This window comes from Paenibacillus sp. JJ1722, from assembly GCF_048282685.1.
Taxonomy (GTDB): Bacteria; Bacillota; Bacilli; order Paenibacillales; family Paenibacillaceae; genus Paenibacillus; species Paenibacillus polymyxa_B.
This window is the reverse complement of the sequence record NZ_CP182500.1, coordinates 4,322,019-4,345,995: the sequence shown is the minus strand read 5'-3', so window position 1 is coordinate 4,345,995 and position 23,977 is coordinate 4,322,019. Positions and strand designations below refer to the sequence as shown.

Genomic DNA, 23,977 nt, shown 5'->3' with positions numbered 1-23,977 from the left:
GCCGTATAAAGGGAGCCGATGTAAGGCTCCCTTTTGCTATCATAAGCGCCTGTGTTGTAAGAGTTCTAATGGGCTGAAAGCTCACTCTCCGTCACCCATTTATGATTTTTGACAGGCTCTCCTCCTGTAGTCGGCGTATAATCTACCATATATACGGTCGTTGGCTCGACGGAATCAATGGTAGCCTTAGCCCCATCCATCCCCTTCATATGATCTGCTGTAAGAATAACCTCCGTTCCCGGTGAATAGGGCTCGCTGCCTGTATCCTTAATCTCTTCATGAATAACCCACTTATGATTATTCACTTTTTCTTCTCCAGTGGTTGGAGTATATGAGACCGTATAAGCAGTAGTCGTATAAGCACCAACAATCGTGGCAGTAGCCCCATTCATGCCTGCCATATGGTCGGCTCGGATAGTCGCTTGGCTACCAACTTTGAAGGCTGGATTTTCCGCTTCTTTTAGTCCGGTAGGAAGCTTACTGGAAGTGGAATGGTTCATATCCGATGTGTCGTGCTGTTGACTGCTGTTTGTCGTGTGCTCCTGGTTCGGCGTGTTACTGTTCCCGCACCCACTCAAAATAATCATGATTGTACCAGCGAGCAAAGCCCATTGCATTCTCATATTTACAGCTCCTTTACGGTTTTAATTACATATTTTAAATGTACCCCTATGGGGTATATTTAAAACGGAAGTATATGACAAACTTGTGAAGTGTTTTGCTTTCAAGGGGATCTCCTGTTGTGACCCCTTTTTTGTTATGCAGAAGATGCGTAATTAAATGTTGTTGACAGTGAATAAAAAATCATTGTAATATCTATAAAACGCATCAAGTTACTTGGTATTTTGGGCGACTGTAAACATTCTAACTCACCAAAAGTAGATGATATCAAGGAGCAGGGGGAGACATCAAAATGAAGAAACCATGGATTTCATTTATATTGCTGCTGGGAGCAGTCGTGCTTTTTATTTCAGGCTGCGGCAGCAAGAATACGTCGGGCAACGCTGCGGGTGAAGAAAAGAAAACACTGCATATCAGCTTTAATCCCGGTCCATATAGCGATCAGTTTAAGAATGGTGTGGCTCCATATTTGGAGAAGAAAGGCTATACGATTACATATAAAGAGTTTACAGACGGTGTTCAGCCCAATGTAGCCGTGGCTAAGGGGGATATTGATGCTAATGTGTTCCAGCACTCGCTCTACCTGGATTCTATGAATAAGCGGGAGAATATTGATCTGATTGGTGCTGTGCAGGTCCCGACTCCTCCAATGGGATTGTACTCCAGCAAGCATACCAGCCTTGACGAAATCAGTGAGGGAGCCCAAATCAACCTGCCTAACGAGCCAGTCAATATGTTGCGTGCGCTGAATATTTTGAAGGAAGTAGGCTGGATTACGTTAAAGGACAATATCGATCCATTGCAAACCTCGGTGAACGACATCACCTCTAATCCGCATCATCTGCAATTTGTTGCTACCGACCCGGCACAGGGGCCACGTGCACTAGAGGATGTTGATTTTGCGGCTATACAAGGGAACTTTGCTGTATCGAATGGAATAAAGCTGACCTCGGCATTAAAGCTTGAAAATATGACAGATCCGTTCACGAACGTGGTTGCTGTGGACAGCAAGAACAAGGATAAGCCCTTCGTCAAAGACATTATTGAAGGATATCATTCAGATGAATTCCAAAAGTACATCCAATCGAATCCTGATTATGAAGGCTACAAGCTGCCAAGCTATTTCAAATAATATGGGGTATTATCTTCTGCGGGCTGACGTTGTCAGCCTGTATCTTATGGATAGAAGGTGGAGATGAACGTGATTTTTTCATCCTCTGATCTCGTCAAGGCTCTGCCTGACAACTATTTTAGCGCAATGGATGACAAGGTGAATCTGTATAAAAGTAAGGGAATAGATGTAATCAATTTGGCAGCCGGCAACCCGGATCAGCCGACACCGGCGCATATCATCAGCACTTTGAATGAAGCGGTCGATCAACCGATCAATCAGGGCTATCCACCTTTTCATGGGAAAAAAAGCACGCTGGAGGCTGTCGCTGCGTTCTATAAACGGGAGTATCAGGTGGAGCTGGATCCTGACCGGGAGGTTGCCATATTCAACGGCTCAGCCATAGGTGTAATGGGGATTCCACAGGCGCTGCTGAATCCCGGTGATTGGTTATTGACCACCGATCCGGCATATCCCCAATATTATTCCGCTGCTGCGCTGGCAAGAGCCCATATTCATACGATTCCGCTTGATGAGAAGTATGGCTTCTTGCCCGATTATACAACCGTGCCGGAAGAAATTGCAGAGCAGGTCAAATTGCTCATGATTAATTATCCGAACAATCCGACTGGAGCAGTAGCTACAGCAGATTTCCTGATAAAGACGCTGAATTATGCCGCTCGGTACCAGTTTCCGGTTATGAATGATTTTGCTTATGGTGCTCTTGGATTTGACGGGCATAAGCCGATTAGTTTATTGCAAATCCCCGGCGGCAAGGAATATGGCGTCGAGACGTATACGGCTTCCAAAACGTATAACATGGCTGGATGGCGCTTCGGCTTTGCAGTGGGAAATTCGTCCATCATTGGTGCGCTCAAGCATTATCATACGCATGCCTACAGCACTGTTTTTGGAGCGGTACAGGATGCGGGGGCTGTGGCATTGCTGGGCACGCAGGAACCGGTACGGGAGCTCGCGGCGTTATATGAGCGGCGCCGTGATATTCTCATTGCAGCGTTACGAGGTATTGGCTGGGATGTAGCTGCTCCCCAAGGGTCTTTTTTTGCCTGGTTCAAGGTGCCAGAGGGTTATACATCCGCTTCATTTGCAGACTTTTTATTGGACGAGGCGCATGTTGCGGTCGCCCCTGGAGAAGGCTTTGGTCGTGCGGGAGCTTCTCATGTGCGGTTCAGTCTGGTGAACAGTGAAGAAAGGCTGCTGGAGGCGGTGCAGCGTATCGCAGCAACGGGTATTTTTCAAGTATAAGCTGGAATACAAGGAATTCATGGAGGGAGCGGGAAAAGAACTTTGAGTATAGCGATTATCGGAGCCATGGAGGAAGAAATAGCAGATTTGAAAGCGCAGATCGAAGGGATAAAGATGACCCAGATTGCGAACGGGATTTTTTATACAGGCCAGCTTGAGGGCAAGGAGGTTATTCTGCTGCAATCAGGAATTGGCAAAGCGAACGCAGCCTCGACTACGGCGCTGCTGATTGAGCGATTTAGCCCGGAGCTTGTCATTAATACCGGGTCTGCGGGTGGGCTCGATCCAGCGCTGCATGTTGGCGATGTTGTAGTGGCGACCGAGCTGACTTACAGCGATGTGGACGGAACGGCGTTCGGCTATACCTACGGACAGGTGCCACAGATGCCGGCAAGTTATCCTGTCGATCCAGCGCTGCTTGCTTTTGCGACAGAAGCGCTGGCGGAGACCAGGATTGAGGGGCAGATCGTCAACGGATTGATTACGACGGCAGACTCTTTCATCTCCCAGGCTGAGCGCGCCCATTTTATCCGTAGCCAGTTTCCTGAAGCGAAAGTGACGGATATGGAAGGGGCCGCGGTCGTTCAGACTGCGTACCAGTTTGGTGTTCCGTTTTTGGCTGTCCGTTCTTTGTCTGATCTTGCCGGTGTAGAAGCGGCGGATTCTTTTGACTCCAATCTTGATTTGGCTGCGGCCAACTCGGCAGCAGTGGTTGTGGCTCTTGTAGCTGCATATGATAGAGACAAGCTTTGACATATTCAATGGCACTATTCAGGAACGTTTTTTCTTTGGCTTGCCATGCTGGTTAATGAGAGTTCGAAGTTGTTTCCCGGCTTGGTTTAGCTCAACATCGTTCAACACATAATCGGTGCTGACTTCCCAGGTGCTGTGGTCATTCAGATGAAAAATAAAGGCGGGAAAGCGAGGGCGCAGCCATTTGCGGATGGAGGCTCCTTCGAATTCGACTTTAGTGATTGCAGACCATGGGACAGTTCGAATACCATCGGAAATGCTATGCTCGTCAAAGATGAACAGGTAGGTATCCTTACGAAGCGTTCTGCTCAAACAAACCACAAGATAGCTACCGAAAAAAGGAAATCCGATAATGGCGGAGGTAATAAAGAAAAAGATTTGTAGAGCTGAGATATCTTCGTCGATAAAAATGAGCAGCAGCAAAAGCAGACAAATCAGCACAAACATCAAGCTGCCCATGGCTTTCCAAAATGCCAAAGATCTTCGATATACAATTTTATCCACGGAATACCGCCTCGTCGCGTACAAACTCCTGAATGAAATAAGTTATTCGTTCTCTCCAGTCAGCTTCGGTTACACTTTCAATACGCAGACATGGGGTGGCCTGCATATCCAGTTCTGTATTTCTTACGATCCACACATCATTCGTTCCTTTAAGAACAAATAGTAGATTTGTAACGGAAGGTCCATCTTCATCCGTATCCGCGTATATCATCTGGCTCAAATTATCTAGGCTACACTGATTACGATCAAAATCCTCTCGCCAGTCTTGTATTATTTGCTGAGCGGACTCATGAAGCTTCCACGTTGTCATTTGCTGCATGCTGAAGCTGGAAGAGGTTAACTCATTCCACTGTTCTTCTGTCAGATCGACGTATCGGCTGTGCTCATTGAAGTTCGAAGCAAGCAGGCCGAACAATTGATCAATGTCGTGATGCCAGTCTTCTGGGGAAGACCAGCGAAAGAAATGGAGTTCATTGTGGCTGGAAAAATGATACAGAAAACGTTCATTTCCATGGTGTATCGTTAATGTATTTTGCTTATCCTGTTGCTCCTTGTAGCCACGTAGCATCTGACGACTTTGTACCAGATGAGCTAGCATTTCAACAATGAACGCATCAAATTCAAGCTGTTGTTGCTCGTCATCTCGTTGTTCCATCAAACCCTTGGATATCAGGCTATGCGTTGCGGCATGAAAAAGCAGTTCCCAGCGATCTTCGGTCAGTTCCCCGTAATAAGATTGGAGCAGACCAGAAGCCATGTCTTCTGCGCCCAGTGCGGTCAAGGCAAAGCCTAGTTCCTCAAGCGTTAAAATTACCGTTTGTTTGTCCATAGTTAGGCTCCTTCTCCATCTGTTAGGTGTATGTCATTTAAATAGTTTGCTGGCCCAACGTATCCCTTTTTCGGCGAATTTGGCGACCTTTCCACCTGCCCAGCTTCCCACCGTACCGCCGACGTAAGCACCGACGGCTGCACCGACCGGACCACCGATAGCGCCGCCTACGGCTCCCAAAGCAACAGCACCGCCATAAGTTGCAGCGGTTTTAATCGCTACGTTAGAAGCAGATACAGCCACATCCGTTCCGGTAAGCTTCCCGCTTTTCCATTTTCCAGCCAGACTGATACCCTCGCCCACAATATTCATGGTGGCATTAATAGGGTATAGCTTTTTGGCAATCATGCCGGGAATTTGGCGGGTGGCTATGCCGTAACGGCCTTTTTCCACCCCGGCGATGACGTTCCGCGTCCACTGAGGAAAGCTATTGGCTTTGTTGAATCCGAGGCCAAGCTTACCCATTTGAAGCTTTCCAGCTAAACGATCAAAGCCCTTTAAACCCTTCATCACAATACCGGGTTTAGCGAATTGGCGGTTTAGGCTTTTGCCCAAATTACGCATAAACGCATTGTTACCCTTGCCATTCACCCATGCCGCATTATGTATAACCGCTCGAGTGGGATTCTTCAGACTTTTCTTGAATTCTACTGTTTTGGTGAGCACAAGTGTGGAAGCCAGACCGCTATAGATAGCTGTTCCGGCAAATCCCAGTTGCCCGCGCCATTTATTGGCTTCTGAAATGCTGTTAATAGCTATATCTGCTGGATCGGGTCCTTTTTTCCCGGAAGTTGCCCCTTCACTGCTGCCGATCTGTCCTCTGTGATCTCCTTTATTAATACCCGTGTCTGCTTGTGTATCTGTTTCCTTGAATTTTACTGCAATGGAACGCAGCTCTGTGCTGACAGAACCGACAGTTTGAGTGAAAGCATCCATTTGTCCACGCGCTTTATGAAAATCCTGATAAAAGCGCTGCTGTGTTGTTCCTGCCCAGCTATTTTCCAACATCTGAATATGCTGTGACAGTTGTCCGCAAATTTGTGCCCCCAGCTCACGTGCCTGTGCGAACTGCCTGGAAACCGCCTCAAGTTTCTCAGGAGGAACCATAATTTTTGCCATGATGTCCACCTCGGATGATTAAAATAATTACTTATATTCTAGTGAATCTAGTGGGGGTTAGCAAAAAAAGGAGGGTATTTAAGTGAAAAATAAGTCATTTGTATGAGTTCCTGAGGATTCATAAGGGAGAATAGTAGGAGGTGTTATGCTCCGAAGTTCTTATATGCCATTCATAACGAAAACGAAAAAAGCCCCTCTTTTCAAATGGAGCTTTCCATTAGAAAGAGAGGCCTTCTTGCGTAGAAGCTAATACATATTTCGCGTCGTTTTAATTATTTTAGCGGAATCTGCTTGGACAGCTTTTCAAACTGCTGCAAATAAGGAGTGACCTTGGCAGTAATTCCTTTGAGATACTTGATGGACGCTTGTCTTTGACGTTCTTTGGTAGCAGTCTCTTCAGGGAACATAGAGTATTCCTTTTGGACAGAGCCATTTTTATAATTTACGGAGAAGAGATCTCCTTTTTGCCATCTTTGGACCAGATCTTGATTACTGTGCAAGATATTTAGTATTTCTTTGCTATTTTTATAAGTGAAGCTGTAGTCTGGATCGGCCACAGCGTGGATCACTTGGTAGCCATTCTGTAATCCATTGTTCTGAAAGGTACCTACTTGGATCTCGTTCGAACGTACGGTTCCGTCCATTTGGGTCACTTTTTCAGTCTGCGTACCCTTGCCACTCATCGTGTCATTGCTCCATGTGCCGTTGTATACGACTTTATGATTTTGTCCATCTGCATCGGTGTATTGATTTATATATTTTCCGGTACCTGAGCGCTTGCCATTCACAAAATCACCCGAATACTGCTTATATTCGCTCCATTTGATCGTACCACGTCCGTTGGGCTGCCCATTCTCGACCTCTCCATAGTAAGTCGTCTGACCGGATAGCTGAAGCAATTCCTTGGTTGCAGCCGCATTCGCCGCAGGTGTACTTACAGACAGCGCTCCAGATATTAGCGATGCGGACACCATAATAGGCAGAGACAAAGCCTTCCCTTGTTGCCAAAGTTTTTGCATCACGAGTTCTCCCCTTTCGAAGCTTTGAATTTCTAAAAGTTAAGTTCAACGACCCAGCACCGTTTTATACTATTTTGTGCTTGGTGAGTTATAGTTTAATATAGATTGAGAATTATAGGAAACTGTAAAGTGAAAACAGCTAGCTAGGAGGGAGATTCATGAATTTACCCGAACATGGGAGTGAGGATGTATCTAGCATCCTTGCCGTGGAGTTGGAACATGAGCCTGTGAAGACCATAAAAGGAATCCATCAAGTGGAGCCTGATTCTAATATCTATTGGCTGATTGACGTGGAATTCAGCGGTTTTACGTTATCAGATGAGGATATTTTGCAATTGCTTAAGGGGTATATCGTGTATGGACATGTGCATGATTTGCAGATATGGACTAGTGTGGGACGCAGATCGGCAGGCGAATGCCATTTTGATAAAATCTGTATTTGTATGGATATATTCGATAATGTAGAGATGCAGATTCGTTTAGATGAAGCCAAGGTTGCAGACTTTATGAACACACTGCCAGCGCGTTTTCAGGGGAAGGGCACCGTTCATGTGCTTCCTCGGGAGGATGCTGCCCGTGCACGTGCAAAAGCGGAAAAACTTAAAGCATTTACAGATCAGGAAGGTGAAAGGGAACACGCTGTCATGCTTAGGCTGGTGGCGGATCAAGGCCAATCTTACCGTGGAGCGGATATCTGGGATGTCATGCTGAGTCTCGGAATGGAGTGGGGAGATATGGATATTTTCCATGCACACCATCACGGGCCGGGAGGCTATGATGAACTATTTAGCGTACATACGGGAACCGAGCCTGGATTTTTTTGGTTGAGTACACTCGCAGAGGATCGCTTTGCAGATTTGATTTTCAGTATGGATGGGGTACGAACCGTACAGCCGCAAACTGTGTTTGAGGCGATGTGGAAAAGTGCCGAATATGCACGCGCCAGACTTGGCGGGACATTAGTGAATGAACAGGGTCTGCCAGCTGTGCCGGAAGATTATCTACGTCAGATTCAAGAGATGGAAGACCGCTTAAGTGAGTTTGGTTTTAAAGCAGGAGAGGATGTTGTTGCGTTTCTATTCTAGATTAGAAAGGAGTGGTTTCGTTGTCCAGCAACGCTATTGAGAAGCTAAGAACGATTCTAAAACGTAAAGCTACTATTTTCCATACAGGGGGCCGTAGACCGTCCGGTTCCCTTGAACAGAGCTGGATTGGTAGAGTTACAGTGGCTTTGCCAACGGAGGAGCAACCCATTGATGTACAGGGGAATGTTATGGCTCCGATCATGCAATTGTATTTGCCTGCCTTGCCCTTTGTTCCTCCGGCTATACACAGTGTCAAGCTGTTGACAGTCTTTCTGTCTCCTGATGTACTGGATCATGAGGACATGGAAGGATATATGTGTATTCGTGAGTATACGTCGTTAGAGGATTTGGTTGAAAAAGATTTTGGTCCGGCATTTATGCAAATCAAAGCATTCCCGCTGTTCCCCGAACTCAAAGAGAATGATTATCCGGTCTGGGACGGTGAAGACATTCCTGAGGAATATGGCGATGCCCTCAACCATTTGGACGAGGAGGAACCCGACTATTTTGAGGACATCGTAGAGGAAATATATGCGGTTCACAAAATCGGTGGCTATCCCAGCTTTGTTCAATCGGGCATCGACTTTGGCGAGGGCTATGAATTTGTGTTTCAGATTGCTTCAGATGCCAAAGCCGAATTGAATATTGTCGATGGAGGCAGTTTTTATTTTGCCAAGCATCAGAGTGAAGGAGCCTGGCGGGGTTACTTTGATTTTTACTGATAAGCTCACTTAGAAAGCAGTCTGGAACCGATCGTTTTGTAGAGCATGGCAACCCTATATACTCGTAAGTTAGACACTATTGAAGTGGAGTAAAAAGATATGAATGTTTTAGGTCAGCTGGGATCTGCTATCCAGAGTAGTTTATTTATTCAATCCGAATTGAAGAAAGCCTATGCATTTATTCAGAAGCACGATCTGCCTGTAGAGCAGGTAGAAAATGATTTTCACAAGCAGATCATCGTGCTGGAGCAATATGCTGGAACTCGCGTTTTTCAGCGAGGGCTTGCCAAATACAAAGTAATCAATGTAATGCTTATGATCATATCTGTGATCATATTGTTGGCAGCAGGCATCGTTGCGGCGGTAGAATATTTACAACCAGAACGACATTTGCTGCAAGTGGTGGCGAATGCCATGTTTGACTATTGGGTTCCCTCTATCACTTTGCTCAGTGTTGTATTCGTGAGTGTGATCGTTCTTGCCATCGTTAGAAATGTCTATGCCAGACGATTACATACGCACGTGCTAGATCGGGCCTGGCAGGCCATTTTCAATCATGAGGACAGAGAGCAGCTGTAGGAGATTGGCATAATAGCTGAAGGAGTGGCAGCAATGAATGACTGGGAATCGGGAATCATTCAGGTCGATGGTGAGCGTGCTATCTACTCATCTTTAACAGAAGATCAGTTGTTAGAGACCACTTGGTATTCGAAATATTTTCATTCTGTAAGAAGGCTAGGGAATGACTACATCTGGTATCATTTCGATCAGGTTTCTTTGCTGCGTCGGCATTTTTTTGTGTCTGTATGCTTTAAGGATACAAGCCTAATTGTCGTGGAGATTTCGCTTCAGGGCAATGAATTTCCAACTTCTTGGGATAATTGGTCTGAGGAAGGGGAGAGAAAGCGGCAAGGGGAGCATGATCGTTTGTTACAGCAACATTTGTCCGTGAAGCCAAGCTATCGTCAAACCAAGCCTTACCCCTATATGGAATATGAACTGAGCTGGGGGAAAATCTCTTCTTATTTTGACCCCCGGTCAGGAAATACGGCCATTGCTTTTAAATATAAAGATGAATAGCAATCTTACATAAAATGCACTACAACCCTGAGCTTTGTATTGGAGGTGAAGGGGTTGAGATGAGTAAGGGAGATGTGTTGTGGATAAAAAGGCAAAAAAAATACTGATGAACACATTCTGGTCCTCCAGCGGCTGGAAGCAGGAGCGGGGATCTTTTTCGGGTGAGGATTTTGAATATGCCAAAAGTAAGGGCTTGATGTTCGATCCGATCACCATTACACATAACGAGATTATAAACAGATTACATGAGCTGCATCAGCAAAAGGCTACAAAAGAGCGAGTGGCAGCAGCATTTTTGCACAGCCTTTCCACGAAAAAGGTTCATTTACGAAGCGCCTTATCGAGCTGGGCATTAACCGCTGGGCTTCCTTTGCACACCTATGGTGAGCGGCCTGTCGTCCTGCCCAATTACAGTAGCTGTGGGGACTGTAATTTTAATAAAGTGATGTCTGATAATGAATACGTCAATGAAGATTTGAATGTACTGAATTTTGAACGAATCAAATGGGGCGGTATTCGTCTGAACCACCTTCTATATTGCTGGATGGACCTTGAATTGTTCAGTCAAGAAGAGGATGTTCAGGTTTCCGATGAGGATCTAGCTATAATCCATAACATGCTCGAAGCTGTTCAGAACTGTGAGGCTCAAAGCAGTGCACGTCAATTGGAAAAGCGCTGGAAGGATGTGTTTCCATCCAGCAAAAACGAGCGTGATGTAGTCATGGAGGTGTGGGGATATGCCGGACTGCTGGTCCCACAGGACACGCCTCGTAAACGACAGCACGGCAATCATGATTTTTATTCCGTAGCAGCTTGGCAAGGAGATGACAGATACTCGCAGGAGGCGTTGGACTATTTCTTCGGTACGTTTTTATAGAGAAAGTGAATCGTTATGCCACATCTTGATCATGACGGTTCCTCAAACAACAAACGTTCTTCTTCCCGACTATGAATAGCATTGACAACCAGAAGCGCGTGGAACTGCTGAAGAACTTCAGGCGTAAGCCCTTCTTCACGGATCCCGGCTTTGAGCTCTTTTACAATGATTCGGAGCAGGTCATGATCCCGTGTAAGTTTGACGACAGCCTCCTGCAGTTCCGGTTTTTTATCGACCTTTTCCTGATAGAATCCTTCCTCTTCTGCATCAGCATGGCTGAGAATGCGGGTTTCCCAATATTCGATCAAGTGGTCGGCAGCCTGGCGCGCCACCTTGAATTCTTTTGCTTCGAGTAATTCTTCTACTTCTCTCGTCTTATCTAGAGCGCCAGTTAGCCCGCCTTGATGAATGGCATGATGAGCATGCAGTTGACGTAAAGAAGGTCCTCCCATAACAGTTCATCCTCTCTTTGTTCCCTTTTTTAGTACAGTATAGCATAAGAAAATAGCGTTATTTTTCCGGTTAGGATATTCCCCGCTAAGGAAAAGGGAACTCCCTAATTGGTTCAATTTCATATAATACTTAGAATGAAGTTAGAAGATAAAACTCAATCTTGGGGGAATGGATGATGAATCGATTAACCGAAATAACAGACATAAAAAAGATTGTGAAAAAAGGATCAAGGGTTTGAAGGGGATGAGCAGATACATACCTAATCAACATGGAGCCTGGGCCATGCTCGTTCTTCCATTTTTATTCGGTTTAGCTGCTTCTCGAGGGGAACTCATTCATATCCCCCTATTTGTGTGCTGGTTTTTTATCTACTTATTCAGTTTTCCTGTCCTCCAATGGATCAAAACAGGCAGCAGTGAAAGATACCGCAAACCCGCCGTTGTATACGGAGTGATATTACTTCCTTTGTTAATTTCACTGATATGGTTTGAGCCTGCCTTGATCTGGTATGGAGTTCTTCTATTGCTCTTTTTTATGGCTAATATTTATTTTGCAAAAACGAAAAATGAACGTGCTTTACTCAATGACATTGTTGCAATTCTACTCTTTTGTTCTTTTATATACCCTGTTATTTATATGGGGGGAGGAGAGGATTGGAGAGTAGCAACAGAGCTATTCTTACTTTTGATGCTTTACTTTATCGGAACTGCTTTGTATGTCAAAACGATCATTCGTGAAAGAAAAAATATACGTTACCATTATGCTTCCATCATCTATCATTTGGTGATTTTGTTGTTTGCTACCTGGTTAAAGTTACCTCTGTTTGTTCCTTTTTTGATTTTTTTGATACGAGCCATATGGCTTCCTAAACTCGGATTAAAGGCAAAACAAGTTGGCATGGCGGAAATTGGATTTTCAATGATGCTCTATGTTTTTGTGTTGTTTTTATACTTCTAAAAGGAGAGACATCAATGATATCTTTGAAAACGCCGCGTGATTATCATACAGATCCGTTTATAGTCATCTGGGAGGTTACACGAGCTTGTGCTTTAAAGTGCCTTCACTGTAGAGCGGAAGCTCAGTACAAACCTGATCCTCGCCAGCTGACATTAGAAGAGGGTAAGAAGCTGATAGATCAAATTGCTGAAATGAATCATCCGTTGGTTGTATTCACAGGCGGAGATCCTTTAATGCGTCCTGATCTGTTTGAACTGGCTCGATATGCAATTGAAGAGAAAAATCTGTCGGTTTCAATGACCCCCAGTGCCACCCCTAAAGTGACACGAGCAGCGGTAGAAAAAGCAAAGCAAGTTGGGTTATCGCGATGGGCGTTTAGTCTGGACGGTTCATGTGCAGACATTCACGATCATTTTAGGGGTACAGCAGGTTCTTACGATACGACCATGCGAGGAATTGGTTATTTGAAGGAACTGAATATCCCTATTCAAGTGAACACGACGGTGTCCCGGTACAACCTTCATGATCTGGAGCAAATTGCAGAAAGGGTAAAGGAAATGCAGGCCGTGTTATGGAGTTTATTTTTCCTTGTTCCAACCGGACGTGGCATGGAGAAAGATATGATTACTCCTGATGAGCATGAAGCCGTAATGAAATGGCTGTATCAAATACAGCAACAGATGCCGTACGGTGTGAAGGCTACAGAAGCTCCTCACTACCGGAGGGTCGTACTGCAGGAAAAGCACAGAGCAGGTGAGAGCAGTGTAGCAGACGGACAAAAAAGGGCAGATGTTTTAGGACGTGCTCCTAAAGGCGTAAATGATGGAGATGGATTTGTTTTTATTAGTCATATCGGCGAAGTATACCCGAGCGGTTTCCTGCCTCTTATATGCGGGAATGTACGAAAGGATAGCCTGGCAGATATTTATCGCAACTCTCCGATCATGATGAATCTTAGAGATAAGTCCCTACTTAAAGGTAAATGTGGAGTCTGTGAATTCAAGGCTGTCTGTGGGGGCTCTAGAGCAAGGGCTTTTGCAATAACAGGAGACTATTTGGAGAGTGACCCTTATTGTGCTTATATACCCGGAGTTGGAGAGGAAAAGTGTTTTCATGAAAAAAAGTTCTAAAAAAGTCGTTATTCTCGGTGGAGGAATAAGCGGTTTAAGTGCTGCCTTTTATGTGAAAAAGCTGGCTGAGGATAGGCAGCTTGAAGTAGAGATTACACTGGTGGAGAAAAGTGAACGTCTGGGAGGAAAGCTACAAACCGTTCGCCAAAACGATTTTATGATCGAAAAAGGACCAGATGCTTTCTTGGCCAGAAAGACAGCAATATTGGATCTGACCATGGAGTTGGGGCTGGAAGCAGAGCTGGTATCGACAAACCCGAAAGCCAAATCTGCTTGCATTTTGCATAAGGGCAAACTTCATACGATGCCGATGGGGCTTCATTCTGGGCATTCCAACAAAGCTCACCCCCTTCATTCGGACAGGGCTTATTTCTCCGCTGGGAAAAGCACGGGCAGCCTTGGATTTATTCATTCCAGCGAAGAAAGGTGATGAGGACGAATCTCTAGGGGATTTTATCAAACGGCGTCTCGGCAAAGAAGTTCTGGATCAGATTACAGAACCTCTGCTGTCTGGAATTTACGCTGGGGATACTCATTCTCTGAGCCTTATGTCAACTTTCCCTCAATTTAAACTAATGGAACAAAAGCATGGAAGTTTGATTAAGGGTATGTCTAAAGGGGCGGGAAGAAAGCCAGCAGTACAAGACAAACTGCCGGATATCGCTAAGAAAAGTATGTTTCTTTCTTATCGGCTAGGATTATCTACGATCGTGGAGCGGCTAAAGGAAAGGCTGGATACCGTACGTTTTGTTATGGGGCAAGGTGTAGTTGAAGTAAGGAAAGAAAACGGTTATCAGGTCATTTTAGAACATGGACAAAAAATAGATGCGGATGCGGTGATTTGTGCTGTTCCAGCTTTTGAAGCGGCTACATTATTTTCCGGCGTTGCAAGCGCTAGCTGGTTACACAAGATTCACTATGTTTCCGTAGCCAATATTGCCCTTGCTTATAAAAACACAGATCTTAATTTTGCTTTTGAGGGAACGGGATTTCTAGTCCCCCGCAAAGAAGGCAAAAAGATTACCGCATGTACTTGGTCTTCGACGAAGTGGAGCCATACGGCTCCTGAAGGATATACGCTTTTACGGACCTATATCGGACATGCAGGTGCACAGGAGTGGGTTCAAATGACAGACAATCAACTTGTGGATGCCGCGCGCAAGGATTTGAAAGATTTAATGGGCCTGGAAGCGGAACCGGAATTCACAGAAGTCAGTAGGTGTGATCGATCGATGCCGCAATATCCGATTGGACACAAAGAGCATATGGCGAAGATGAGACAGGACTTTGCACAGTATTTACCGGGTGTTTTTCTATGCGGTGCCGGCTATGGGGGCGTTGGAATTCCAGATTGCATCGCTCAAGGGAAAGAAGCGGCTGAACAGTTGCTTTCTGATTTTTTATAATCAGGCTCTTTCCACTAGTGAAAGAGGGAACCCCCTGATTGGTTCAGCTTTAAGGGAGACGTAGAATGAAAGTTAAGCACAAAATCGAAGTAAGATGGAGGAATGGAAGATGAGCCAGTTAACGGAAGAAACATGGGTGGCGGACATTGTGAAAGCAGTACCCAAAACAGGAGATCTGTTCCGCAAACTGAGGATTGATTTCTGCTGTGGAGGGAAAATATCGCTCCGTGAAGCAGCAGCCAATCGAGGTCTCCACGCTGGTGAACTGCTAACGCAGATACATGAAGTGGAAGAAAAGCAGGCACAGCATAAGCAAATGCAACCTCCTTCACTCGAACCAAAAGAACTAATCGCCTATATTCAAAATGAGTATCATACGAAGCTTCGGGAAGAACTATCGGCGTTAACGCCGTATGTAACCAAACTAACGCGGGTTCACGGCGAACGTTATCCGCATCTAAAGCGAGTTAATGAACTGTTCACCTTGCTTAAACAGGAATTATCGGAACATATTCAAAATGAGGAGGACCTTGTGTTTCCGATGATTGAAGCATTTTTACAAGAATCAACAGTGGAACGAGCAGATGAGTTGAATCCAATTTTGTCCAAGTTGCAAAACGAGCATCAAACGGTGGTGGAATTCCTGAAGGAAATGCGCTTGATCACAAACGGCTTTGAGCCGATGCAGGAAGCTTGTGGTACGCACCGACTCGTATTGAAGCGGTTAGAAGACCTGGAAGCAGATATTTTTAATCATATTCTTCTTGAAAATTGTACACTGATCGAACGTACGAGACAGGCACAGCTAATAGCGAAACCCATTAATTGATGATGAACGAACATGAGGAGCCGAACCAAATGCATAAATTAATTAAAAGTAGCACTGTTTTCGTTTTGGTTATTTCCATCATTTTATTATTATCAGGATGCGTTGGCAGCGCCGGTAAGAATGGATCTTCCAGCCAGACATCTTCGAAAACGGCTGAAACTATTGAGCTTACCATATCCGCAGCAGCAAGTTTAACGGATGCGCTCAAAGAAATTCAGCATTCATACGAATCAACCCATACAGGCATCAAATTGAATTTTAACTTCGGCGGCTCTGGTGCGTTGGAAAAACAAATTGAGCAAGGAGCGCCGTCGGATTTGTTTCTGTCCGCTTCGACCAAAAACATGAAGTCCCTTGTTGATCAGCAGTTAATAGATACAAAAAAACAAAAAACGTGGCTGACGAACGAATTGGTCGCGGTTATCCCTGCAGACGGGACGATGAACATCGCGAGTGTAACCGATTTAACAAAAAAAGAAGTGAAGAAAGTTGCGATCGGAATTCCTGAAAGTGTCCCTGCGGGCAACTACGCACAGGAAGCGCTGATGAAAGCGAAGCTTTGGGACACGTTACAGAGCAAGCTGGTTCAAGCAAAAGACGTTAGACAAGTGCTGCAATATGTGGAAACGGGGAATGCTGATGTCGGATTTGTATATAAAACAGATGCGTTGACTTCACAGAAGGCAAAAATCGCCTTTGAGGTGGATCCCAAAACCTATTTACCTGTTGAGTATCCAATCGGGATTGTCAAAGCTTCAAAGCACATTCAAGAAGCCGAAGACTTTTATGCATACCTACAATCGCAAGAATCTCTGAATATTATGGCTAAGTATGGATTTACCATACCGAAGTGAGCATGCAAGATATAGATTGGAATGAATATTGGCCTCCTATCCGATTATCGTTGCAGGTTGCACTGTTATCCAGCGTTCTGGTAATCATATTAGGCTTGCTTGTGGCATGGTCAATGTCGCGGTTAGGATTATTTAAAGGGAAAACGGTTGTTGAAACCGTGCTTATGCTGCCTTTGGTACTCCCACCGACGGTTGTTGGTTTTTTACTGCTCATATTACTTGGACGAAAAAGCGGGTTCGGACGGTTTGTGGAGCAATGGTTTGGCGAGCCTATTATATTCTCGTGGTGGGCTGGGGTTATAGCAGCGGTGGTAGTGGCTTTTCCTCTTGTCTATCGGACGCTGAGAATGGGACTGTCTTCTGTTGACCGGGACTTGGAAAACGCGGGACGTTCGATGGGTGCAAGTGAATGGCAGGTTTTTCGATACATCACCTTCCCTTTAATTTTCCCTTCTTTTAAGGCTGCCTTTATACTCGGTTTTGCCCGCGGCCTGGGCGAATTTGGTGCTACGCTGATGATTGCCGGAAATATTCCGGGTAAAACACAAACGATTCCGACGGCCATTTATATTGCGGTGGATGCTGGTCATCTTCCTATGGCCTGGGCGTGGACATGCTCTATCATACTCATTTCTTTTATCATGCTCCTGTTAACGGGTCAAAAGAACAATTAATTACTCCATACAAGCTTCCCTTTAGCAGGGGGAGGCTTTTTTGTATCTTTCCATAGAACGAGGGATTTCCTGTAGCGCTATAGGACATTCCCTAATGGGAACAGAGATGAATGAATTACATAATGAGAGTAAGCGAATGAGTCTTCCCTTGGAACTTGGGTTGGGATGATTCTTTCTAAAAAGGAGTGTTGGTCATCGATGAAAAAAAAATACAACCTCAACTTTTTTAAACCGATCGAAAGCTATTCGGGAAATTGGTCAATCCTTGAGGAAAAAAATAGAGAATGGGAAAACGTGTACCGTCAGCGTTGGTCTCACGACAAAGTGGTTCGGACGACTCACGGAGTGAACTGCACCGGTTCCTGTAGTTGGAAGGTTTTTGTAAAAAACGGCATCATTACCTGGGAAAATCAACAGATCGATTATCCCTCCTGCGGTGTAGATATGCCAGAATTCGAACCACGCGGATGCCCGCGTGGGGCTACATTTTCCTGGTATGAATACAGTCCATTACGCGTGAAATACCCTTATATGCGCGGTAAGCTGTTGCGGCTTTGGCAGGCAGCCATTCAGGAACATGCCAATCCGGTGGAAGCATGGGCAAGTATTGTGGAAGATCCGGAGAAAGCCAAGCTCTACAAAGCAGCTCGCGGAAAAGGCGGTCATGTCCGTGTCGCTTGGGACGATGTCCTACGTCTGATCTCGGCGCAACTCATCTATACCATTCGTAAGTATGGTCCCGACCGGATCGCGGGCTTTACGCCAATTCCGGCGATGTCAATGATAAGCTACGCTTCAGGAGCCCGATTCATTTCGCTACTGGGTGGACAGATGTTGAGTTTTTATGACTGGTATGCCGACCTTCCGCCTTCATCTCCTCAAATTTGGGGTGAGCAGACGGATGTACCGGAATCTTCTGATTGGTACAATGCGGGTTACCTGATTATGTGGGGATCGAACGTACCGCTTACCCGGACGCCAGACGCTCATTTTATGACGGAAGTACGATATAAGGGAACAAAAGTCGTATCCGTGGCTCCGGACTTGGCGGAGAATGTGAAGTTCGCTGACAACTGGCTTGCACCACATCCGGGTACAGATGCTGCCATAGCCCAGGCTATGACGCATGTTATTTTGGATGAGTTTTACAGAGAGCGCCAAGAACCGATGTTCATTAACTATGCCAAACAATATACAGATATGCCGTTTATGATTCTGCTTGATCCGCACGAGGGAGCTTGGAAAGGTGGACGTTTTCTACGGGCGAGTGACCTTGGAGATGTTTCGCCGCATGCGGACTGGAAGCCGGTCATATATGACGAAGCAGTGGGGGAAATGCTAGTTCCGAACGGTACGATGGGACAGCGCTGGGAGCAGGATAAGAAATGGAACCTGATTCTGGAGCGGGAAGACGGAACAAAGGTTGAGCCCGCACTCACTGTGGAAGGTCATGGTGAGCAATGGGAAGAAATCGTATTCCCTTACTTTGATAACGCGGGTAATGGAACATTCAAACGTGTAATTCCGGCCAAAAAAGTACGCTTGGAAGATGGCTCGGAACGTTACGTAGCAACCGTGTACGATTTGATGATGAGCCAGTACGGTGTCGCACGCAATGACAGCTCTCATAACGCCAAGAATTATTACGACGAAGCTTCGCATTATACCCCTGCCTGGCAGGAGAAGATCACAGGTGTGAAGGCGTCTGTTGTGGTACAGATTGCTCGGGAATTTGCTCAAAATGCTATCGATACTAAAGGGCGCTCCATGATTATTATGGGTGCGGGTATCAACCACTGGTTCAATAGTGACACGATCTATCGGTCCATCTTGAATCTTGTCGTGTTGACTGCTTCCCAAGGTGTAAACGGTGGAGGCTGGGCGCATTATGTGGGTCAAGAAAAGCTCCGCCCAATCGAAGGCTGGTCAACGATTGCTTTTGCAAAAGACTGGCAAGGGGCAGCTCGGCAGCAAAATGCTACATCGTTTTTCTACTTTGCAACAGAGCAGTGGCGTTACGAAGAAAGTGGAACAGACACCTTGAAGTCACCGATTGGCGGGGATGTCAGTTACAGACATCCAGCAGACTACAACGTGCTCGCAGCGCGTCTGGGATGGCTGCCTTCTTATCCACAGTTTAATAAAAACAGTCTACTGTTCGCCGAAGAGGCTGCGCAATTAGGCAAGAAGTCCAACGAGGACATCATTAATCATTCTGTGGAAGAGATTAAATCACGTAAGACACGCTTCGCTGTAGAAGATCCTGGGGCAGCCGAGAACTTCCCGCGCTCACTCTTTGTTTGGCGGTCAAATCTGATTTCCAGTTCGGCGAAGGGACAAGAGTATTTTATGAAACATTTACTCGGAGCATCTGATGCCCTGCTTGCCCGGCCGAACGAAGAACAGAAACCTGAGGAAATCGTCTGGAGAGAAGATGTAGAAGGAAAGCTTGATTTGATGGTTGCACTTGATTTCCGGATGACAACAACTCCATTGTACGCGGACATCGTGCTTCCGGCGGCAACCTGGTACGAAAAAACAGACTTGTCGTCAACAGACATGCATCCTTTCGTGCATCCATTTAATCCGGCTGTTAACCCTCTGTGGGAATCCCGCGCGGACTGGGATATTTACCGCCAGCTTTCCGAAGTCTTTTCGGATATGGCAAAAGAGTACCTGCCAGGAACATATAAAGACCTTGTGACTGCGCCGCTCGCACACGATAGTATAGGCGAAATTTCACAGCCGATGGGTCTTGTAAAGGATTGGACGAAGGGCGAGATTGAAGCGACTCCGGGTAAAACCATGCCGAATTTCAGCATCATCGAACGCGATTATACTAAAATTCACGATAAATTTATCTCACTCGGTCCTAATTTGACTACTGGGAAAGCAGGTGCGCATGGCGTCAGCTTCTCCGTAGCGGACGAATATGAGGAAATGAAAAAGTTGAACGGAGTTTATTACGATGAGTCCATTAAAGATGGGCTGCCCAAAATCCAGACAGCTCGCCAAGTGGCCAATGCAATTCTTCACCTTTCATCCGCGACTAATGGACGGGTGTCGCAAAAGGCTTATGAGCAGGCAGAAGAGCTTCACGGTGTGGAACTCAAAGACATCTCGGCCGATCGGGCAGCGGAAAGGATCACTTTCCAAAGTATCACGGCACAGCCACGGGAAGTTATACCGACACCAGTATTCACTGGATCGAACAAGAAGGGACGCCGCTATTCACCATTTACAACGAATATTGAACGTCTCGTTCCGTTTCGTACTTTGACGGGAAGACAGCATTTCTATATTGATCATGAGATTTTCCAACAATTTGGGGAATCATTACCGATCTATAAACCGACGCTGCCGCCGATGGTGTTCGGCCCTCGCGACCGGGAAATAAAAGGCGGGCAAGATTCACTTGTGCTTCGTTATCTGACACCGCACGGTAAATGGAATATTCACTCCACCTATCAGGACAACCAGCACATGCTGACACTGTTTCGCGGAGGTCCTACGGTGTGGATCAACAACGAAGACGCAGAGGCACACGATCTGGCCGACAATGATTGGGTAGAGGTATACAACCGTAACGGCGTCGTAACCGCCCGGACTGTTGTCAGCCACCGGATGCCAAGAGGAACGATGTTCATGTACCATGCTCAGGATAAGCACATTCAAGTGCCAGGCTCCGAAATCACGGATACACGCGGCGGTAGTCATAACGCACCGACAAGAATTCATCTCAAACCAACCCAGATGGTCGGTGGATATGCTCAGCTTAGTTATGGATTCAACTATTATGGTCCGATCGGCAACCAGCGTGATGTGTACGTTGCGGTACGTAAAATGAAGGAGGTTAACTGGCTTGAAGATTAAAGCTCAAATTGCCATGGTCATGAACCTGGATAAATGTATTGGCTGTCATACGTGCAGCGTGACATGTAAAACAACCTGGACGAACCGCAAAGGTGCGGAATATATGTGGTTTAACAATGTGGAAACCAAACCAGGTATCGGTTATCCGAAGCGCTGGGAAGATCAGGAATTATATAAAGGGGGCTGGCAGCTCCGCAAAGGGAAACTGGAACTGAAGTCAGGCAACAAGCTGTCCAAGATAGCACTGGGTAAGATTTTTTACAATCCAGACATGCCGGAAATGAAAGACTATTATGAGCCCTGGACTTATAATTACGAGCAACTGACCAACGCTGGCGAACAGAAGCATTCACCTGTGGCACGCGCGCATTCTGCGGTAACAGGTGAAAAAATGGATTTGGAGTGGGGCCCAAACTGGGAAGATGACCTGGCGGGTGCGCATGTAACCGGTCCGCTTGATCCAAATATTCAGAAAATCGAAGAAGAGATTAAATTTAACTTTGAGAAGTCGTTCATGGTATATCTACCACGGCTTTGCGAACATTGCCTAAATCCAAGCTGTGTCGCGTCCTGTCCTTCGGGCGCCATGTACAAACGGGACGAGGACGGAATCGTGCTCGTCGATCAGGAAGCCTGCCGCGGCTGGCGGTATTGCATGACGGGCTGTCCATACAAAAAAGTGTACTTTAACTGGCAGACGAACAAAGCGGAAAAATGTACCTTCTGTTTCCCACGTGTGGAAGCTGGCCTGCCGACAGTCTGCTCCGAGACATGTACAGGACGAATTCGCTACCTCGGCGTTATGCTGTATGACGCGGATCGGGTGCTTGAGGCCGCTTCTACGCAGGATGAGAAAGAACTTTACAAAGCGCAGTGCGACCTGTTCATGGATCCAAGTGATCCGGCAGTGATTGCTCAAGCGAGAAAAGACGGTATCTCGGAGGACTGGATTGAAGCAGCCCAGAACTCGCCGGTCTACAAGCTTGCCATTGAGCACAAGCTGGCATTCCCGCTTCATCCGGAATACCGCACATTACCTATGGTCTGGTATGTGCCACCACTTAGTCCGATCATGAATTACTTTGAAGGGAAAGACTCGATTGAGAATCCCGATATGATCTTTCCGGCTATCGAAGAGATGCGTACCCCCATTCAGTACCTTGCCAATATGCTGACGGCGGGCGACACGCAAACCGTGAAGGAATCCTTGCAGCGAATGGCTATGATGCGCTCCTATATGCGTGCCCAGTCCACAGGACAATCTTTCGATGAAAGCCGTCTTGAGCGCATCGGCATGACACCGCGGCAGACCGAGCAGATGTATCGACTTCTGGCGATTGCCAAGTATGAGGATCGTTTCGTCATTCCGACATCGCATAAAGAAGGATATTCGAACCCGTACCGAGCTCAAGGATCTGCTGGTTACGGCGATACCATGGGAAACATGGGTTCAGGCTCTGGATGTGACGGCTGTAGTATGGCAAGTTCAATGGGGATGGAAGAGCCTTTGAAAACGGGCAAAGAAATGTATGAAGAAAACTTCTACGGGGGTATTTGGCGTGATTAATGTAGCGAAGTTGTATGAATGCAAGCCATCATTCGGGTTTTTCGCTCAGCAACTCATGTACCCGGAAAAGCTGGATTTTCATCCGGCTTTTCTGGAAACATCGTTTGATCCGAACCATCCGGCATATACGTATGCGAACACCTACTGGTCCCTTATGCAAGAGTTCAGTATGGAAGAGATTCAGGAAATGTATACAGAAACCTTTGATTTTCAAAAAAATTGTGCACTATATATGACTTACTTTAAATTCGAAGATGCAAAAGAACGGGGACAAATGTTGGTCAAGTTAAAGGTGCTATACGAGATGTATGGTCTTGAAATGCCAGATGGAGAGCTGCCAGATTACCTGCCGCTCATGTGTGAATTTCTGTATGCCGCCGAATGGTCGCAAGATCCGAAGACGACAGAAAACTTCCGCATGCCAATCGCGATCTTGGAAGACGGCACATATCATTTGCTTAAAGCGCTGGAAAAAATGGAAAGCCCGTATTTTCATTTGGTGAAGGGACTGCGTGAAACGCTTAAAGTTTGCGTAGAACAGGAGGCAGCCGCGCAATGATGATGCTAGAGCAGTTTTTATGGGTTATTTTCCCTTATATGTGCGTGGTGGTCTTTATTGTAGGGCATATTTTCCGCTATAGAAACGACCAGTTCAATTGGACAGCAAAATCAAGTGAGTTTATTGAAAAAAAACAATTGATGATCGGAAGTCTCTTATTCCACCTGGGTATTATCCCGGTTATTATGGGTCATGTATCCGGTCTGGGTATACCAAAAACCTGGATGCATGCACTGGGTGTAAACGATCATCTGTATCATATTGGAGCAGTTTATGTTGGTGGAATATTTGGAGCGATGACATTCCTCGGTATGTTGATTCTTACCTCTCGTCGTTTTACAATGCGCAATGTGCGCCGTTTAAGTACAGCGTCTGATTTGATTGTAAACGTATTGCTTTTGGCCATTGTATGCATGGGGATGTTCGCGACTCTCGTGACGAATGCGGTACAGCCAGAATTCGATTATCGGGAGACGATCTCGATCTGGTTCCGCGGTTTATTCATATTCCGTGTTGACCCGACTCTGATGAGAGACGTACCGATGTCTTTCAGGCTTCATATACTTATGGGCTTTGCGATTTTTGCATTCTGGCCGTTTACCCGGCTTGTACATGTGTGGAGTGTTCCGTTGAATTATGTGCGCAGAAGTTATATCCTTTACAGAAGACATAAATCGAATTAGGAAAGC

23 protein-coding genes and 1 pseudogene are annotated in these 23,977 nt (G+C 46.0%); 18 read left to right on the top strand and 6 right to left on the bottom strand.

The features are described from left to right. Positions 1-65 precede the first annotated feature (65 nt). Positions 66-623 carry a YdhK family protein gene (locus ACM1ND_RS19250; protein ID WP_068942131.1) on the bottom strand — a complete coding sequence of 186 codons (558 nt, stop codon included), beginning with the start codon at positions 621-623 and terminating at the stop codon, positions 66-68. A 290-nt stretch (positions 624-913) separates the two neighbouring features. Here ACM1ND_RS19250 and ACM1ND_RS19245 point away from each other — a divergent pair, with 290 nt between their 5' ends. From ACM1ND_RS19245 to ACM1ND_RS19235, 3 genes are all read left to right on the top strand, one after another. After that, positions 914-1,753 (top strand): MetQ/NlpA family ABC transporter substrate-binding protein, encoded by an 840-nt coding sequence (locus ACM1ND_RS19245; RefSeq protein ID WP_053325891.1) that lies wholly within the window; start codon positions 914-916, stop codon positions 1,751-1,753. 69 nt (positions 1,754-1,822) lie between these two features. Then, the gene (locus tag ACM1ND_RS19240; RefSeq protein ID WP_418026494.1) at positions 1,823-2,998 is read left to right on the top strand and encodes an aminotransferase class I/II-fold pyridoxal phosphate-dependent enzyme; all 1,176 of its coding nucleotides are present in this window, start codon (positions 1,823-1,825) and stop codon (positions 2,996-2,998) included. A 42-nt stretch (positions 2,999-3,040) separates the two neighbouring features. After that, the gene (locus ACM1ND_RS19235) at positions 3,041-3,751 is read left to right on the top strand and encodes a 5'-methylthioadenosine/adenosylhomocysteine nucleosidase (RefSeq protein WP_013311357.1); all 711 of its coding nucleotides are present in this window, start codon (positions 3,041-3,043) and stop codon (positions 3,749-3,751) included. A gap of 18 nt (positions 3,752-3,769) precedes the next feature. Here ACM1ND_RS19235 and ACM1ND_RS19230 read toward each other — a convergent pair whose 3' ends face one another. The 4 genes from ACM1ND_RS19230 to ACM1ND_RS19215 all read right to left on the bottom strand — a co-directional run bounded on the left by ACM1ND_RS19230 (position 3,770) and on the right by ACM1ND_RS19215 (position 7,222). After that, complete coding sequence (locus ACM1ND_RS19230) at positions 3,770-4,255, bottom strand: DUF5381 family protein (RefSeq protein WP_053325889.1); 486 nt, start codon at positions 4,253-4,255, stop codon at positions 3,770-3,772. Further along, positions 4,248-5,084 (bottom strand): hypothetical protein, encoded by an 837-nt coding sequence (locus tag ACM1ND_RS19225; RefSeq protein ID WP_053325888.1) that lies wholly within the window; start codon positions 5,082-5,084, stop codon positions 4,248-4,250. Before ACM1ND_RS19225 ends, ACM1ND_RS19230 begins: the two co-directional genes overlap by 8 nt. A 33-nt stretch (positions 5,085-5,117) precedes the next feature. Further along, complete coding sequence (locus ACM1ND_RS19220; protein WP_053325887.1) at positions 5,118-6,203, bottom strand: WXG100 family type VII secretion target; 1,086 nt, start codon at positions 6,201-6,203, stop codon at positions 5,118-5,120. Between the two features lie 272 nt (positions 6,204-6,475). Beyond that, complete coding sequence (locus ACM1ND_RS19215; RefSeq protein WP_418026493.1) at positions 6,476-7,222, bottom strand: hypothetical protein; 747 nt, start codon at positions 7,220-7,222, stop codon at positions 6,476-6,478. A gap of 158 nt (positions 7,223-7,380) precedes the next feature. On the opposite strand from ACM1ND_RS19215, the gene ACM1ND_RS19210 reads away from it, so the two are divergent. From ACM1ND_RS19210 to ACM1ND_RS19190, 5 genes are all read left to right on the top strand, one after another. Continuing rightward, positions 7,381-8,307 (top strand): cell division protein ZipA C-terminal FtsZ-binding domain-containing protein, encoded by a 927-nt coding sequence (locus ACM1ND_RS19210; RefSeq protein ID WP_418026492.1) that lies wholly within the window; start codon positions 7,381-7,383, stop codon positions 8,305-8,307. A gap of 20 nt (positions 8,308-8,327) precedes the next feature. After that, positions 8,328-9,029, top strand: coding sequence for a DUF1963 domain-containing protein (locus ACM1ND_RS19205; RefSeq protein ID WP_418026491.1), 702 nt, complete (start codon positions 8,328-8,330; stop codon positions 9,027-9,029). 99 nt (positions 9,030-9,128) lie between these two features. Beyond that, entirely contained in the window at positions 9,129-9,608 is a 480-nt protein-coding gene (locus ACM1ND_RS19200; RefSeq protein ID WP_076295519.1) for a DUF6097 family protein, read from the top strand. A 33-nt stretch (positions 9,609-9,641) separates the two neighbouring features. After that, positions 9,642-10,109: a hypothetical protein gene (locus ACM1ND_RS19195; RefSeq protein ID WP_023989714.1), complete on the top strand. Its 468-nt coding sequence runs from the start codon at positions 9,642-9,644 to the stop codon at positions 10,107-10,109. Between the two features lie 79 nt (positions 10,110-10,188). Next, positions 10,189-10,986 (top strand): hypothetical protein, encoded by a 798-nt coding sequence (locus tag ACM1ND_RS19190; RefSeq protein WP_076295518.1) that lies wholly within the window; start codon positions 10,189-10,191, stop codon positions 10,984-10,986. A 29-nt stretch (positions 10,987-11,015) separates the two neighbouring features. Here the strand turns inward: ACM1ND_RS19190 and ACM1ND_RS19185 are convergent, their stop codons facing one another. Next, complete coding sequence (locus ACM1ND_RS19185) at positions 11,016-11,438, bottom strand: hypothetical protein (protein ID WP_076295517.1); 423 nt, start codon at positions 11,436-11,438, stop codon at positions 11,016-11,018. Positions 11,439-11,607: 169 nt separating this feature from the next. Here ACM1ND_RS19185 and ACM1ND_RS19180 point away from each other — a divergent pair, with 169 nt between their 5' ends. From ACM1ND_RS19180 to narI, 10 genes and pseudogenes are all read left to right on the top strand, one after another. Next, positions 11,608-12,396: a YwiC-like family protein gene (locus ACM1ND_RS19180; RefSeq protein WP_254347582.1), complete on the top strand. Its 789-nt coding sequence runs from the start codon at positions 11,608-11,610 to the stop codon at positions 12,394-12,396. A gap of 14 nt (positions 12,397-12,410) precedes the next feature. Further along, entirely contained in the window at positions 12,411-13,526 is a 1,116-nt protein-coding gene (locus ACM1ND_RS19175; RefSeq protein WP_160789669.1) for a TIGR04053 family radical SAM/SPASM domain-containing protein, read from the top strand. Beyond that, positions 13,510-14,932 (top strand): annotated as a pseudogene (gene hemG, locus ACM1ND_RS19170) (protoporphyrinogen oxidase). Before ACM1ND_RS19175 ends, hemG begins: the two are co-directional and overlap by 17 nt. A 109-nt stretch (positions 14,933-15,041) precedes the next feature. Then, on the top strand, positions 15,042-15,761 hold the full coding sequence (ric, locus tag ACM1ND_RS19165) for an iron-sulfur cluster repair di-iron protein (protein WP_068942146.1): 720 nt from the start codon (positions 15,042-15,044) through the stop codon (positions 15,759-15,761). Positions 15,762-15,790: 29 nt separating this feature from the next. Further along, on the top strand, positions 15,791-16,615 hold the full coding sequence (gene modA / locus ACM1ND_RS19160) for a molybdate ABC transporter substrate-binding protein (RefSeq protein WP_418026490.1): 825 nt from the start codon (positions 15,791-15,793) through the stop codon (positions 16,613-16,615). Further along, positions 16,612-17,289, top strand: a complete 678-nt coding sequence (gene modB / locus ACM1ND_RS19155) for a molybdate ABC transporter permease subunit (protein WP_028542273.1) — start codon at positions 16,612-16,614, stop codon at positions 17,287-17,289. Before modA ends, modB begins: the two co-directional genes overlap by 4 nt. Positions 17,290-17,487: 198 nt before the next feature. Continuing rightward, positions 17,488-21,162 carry a nitrate reductase subunit alpha gene (locus ACM1ND_RS19150; RefSeq protein WP_068942148.1) on the top strand — a complete coding sequence of 1,225 codons (3,675 nt, stop codon included), beginning with the start codon at positions 17,488-17,490 and terminating at the stop codon, positions 21,160-21,162. After that, the gene (gene narH, locus ACM1ND_RS19145) at positions 21,152-22,729 is read left to right on the top strand and encodes a nitrate reductase subunit beta (protein ID WP_028542275.1); all 1,578 of its coding nucleotides are present in this window, start codon (positions 21,152-21,154) and stop codon (positions 22,727-22,729) included. The genes ACM1ND_RS19150 and narH overlap by 11 nt, the downstream gene beginning before the upstream one ends. Further along, positions 22,722-23,288: a nitrate reductase molybdenum cofactor assembly chaperone gene (gene narJ / locus ACM1ND_RS19140; protein ID WP_028542276.1), complete on the top strand. Its 567-nt coding sequence runs from the start codon at positions 22,722-22,724 to the stop codon at positions 23,286-23,288. Before narH ends, narJ begins: the two co-directional genes overlap by 8 nt. Next, the gene (gene narI / locus ACM1ND_RS19135; RefSeq protein WP_028542277.1) at positions 23,288-23,971 is read left to right on the top strand and encodes a respiratory nitrate reductase subunit gamma; all 684 of its coding nucleotides are present in this window, start codon (positions 23,288-23,290) and stop codon (positions 23,969-23,971) included. The genes narJ and narI overlap by 1 nt, the downstream gene beginning before the upstream one ends. Positions 23,972-23,977: the final 6 nt, after the last annotated feature.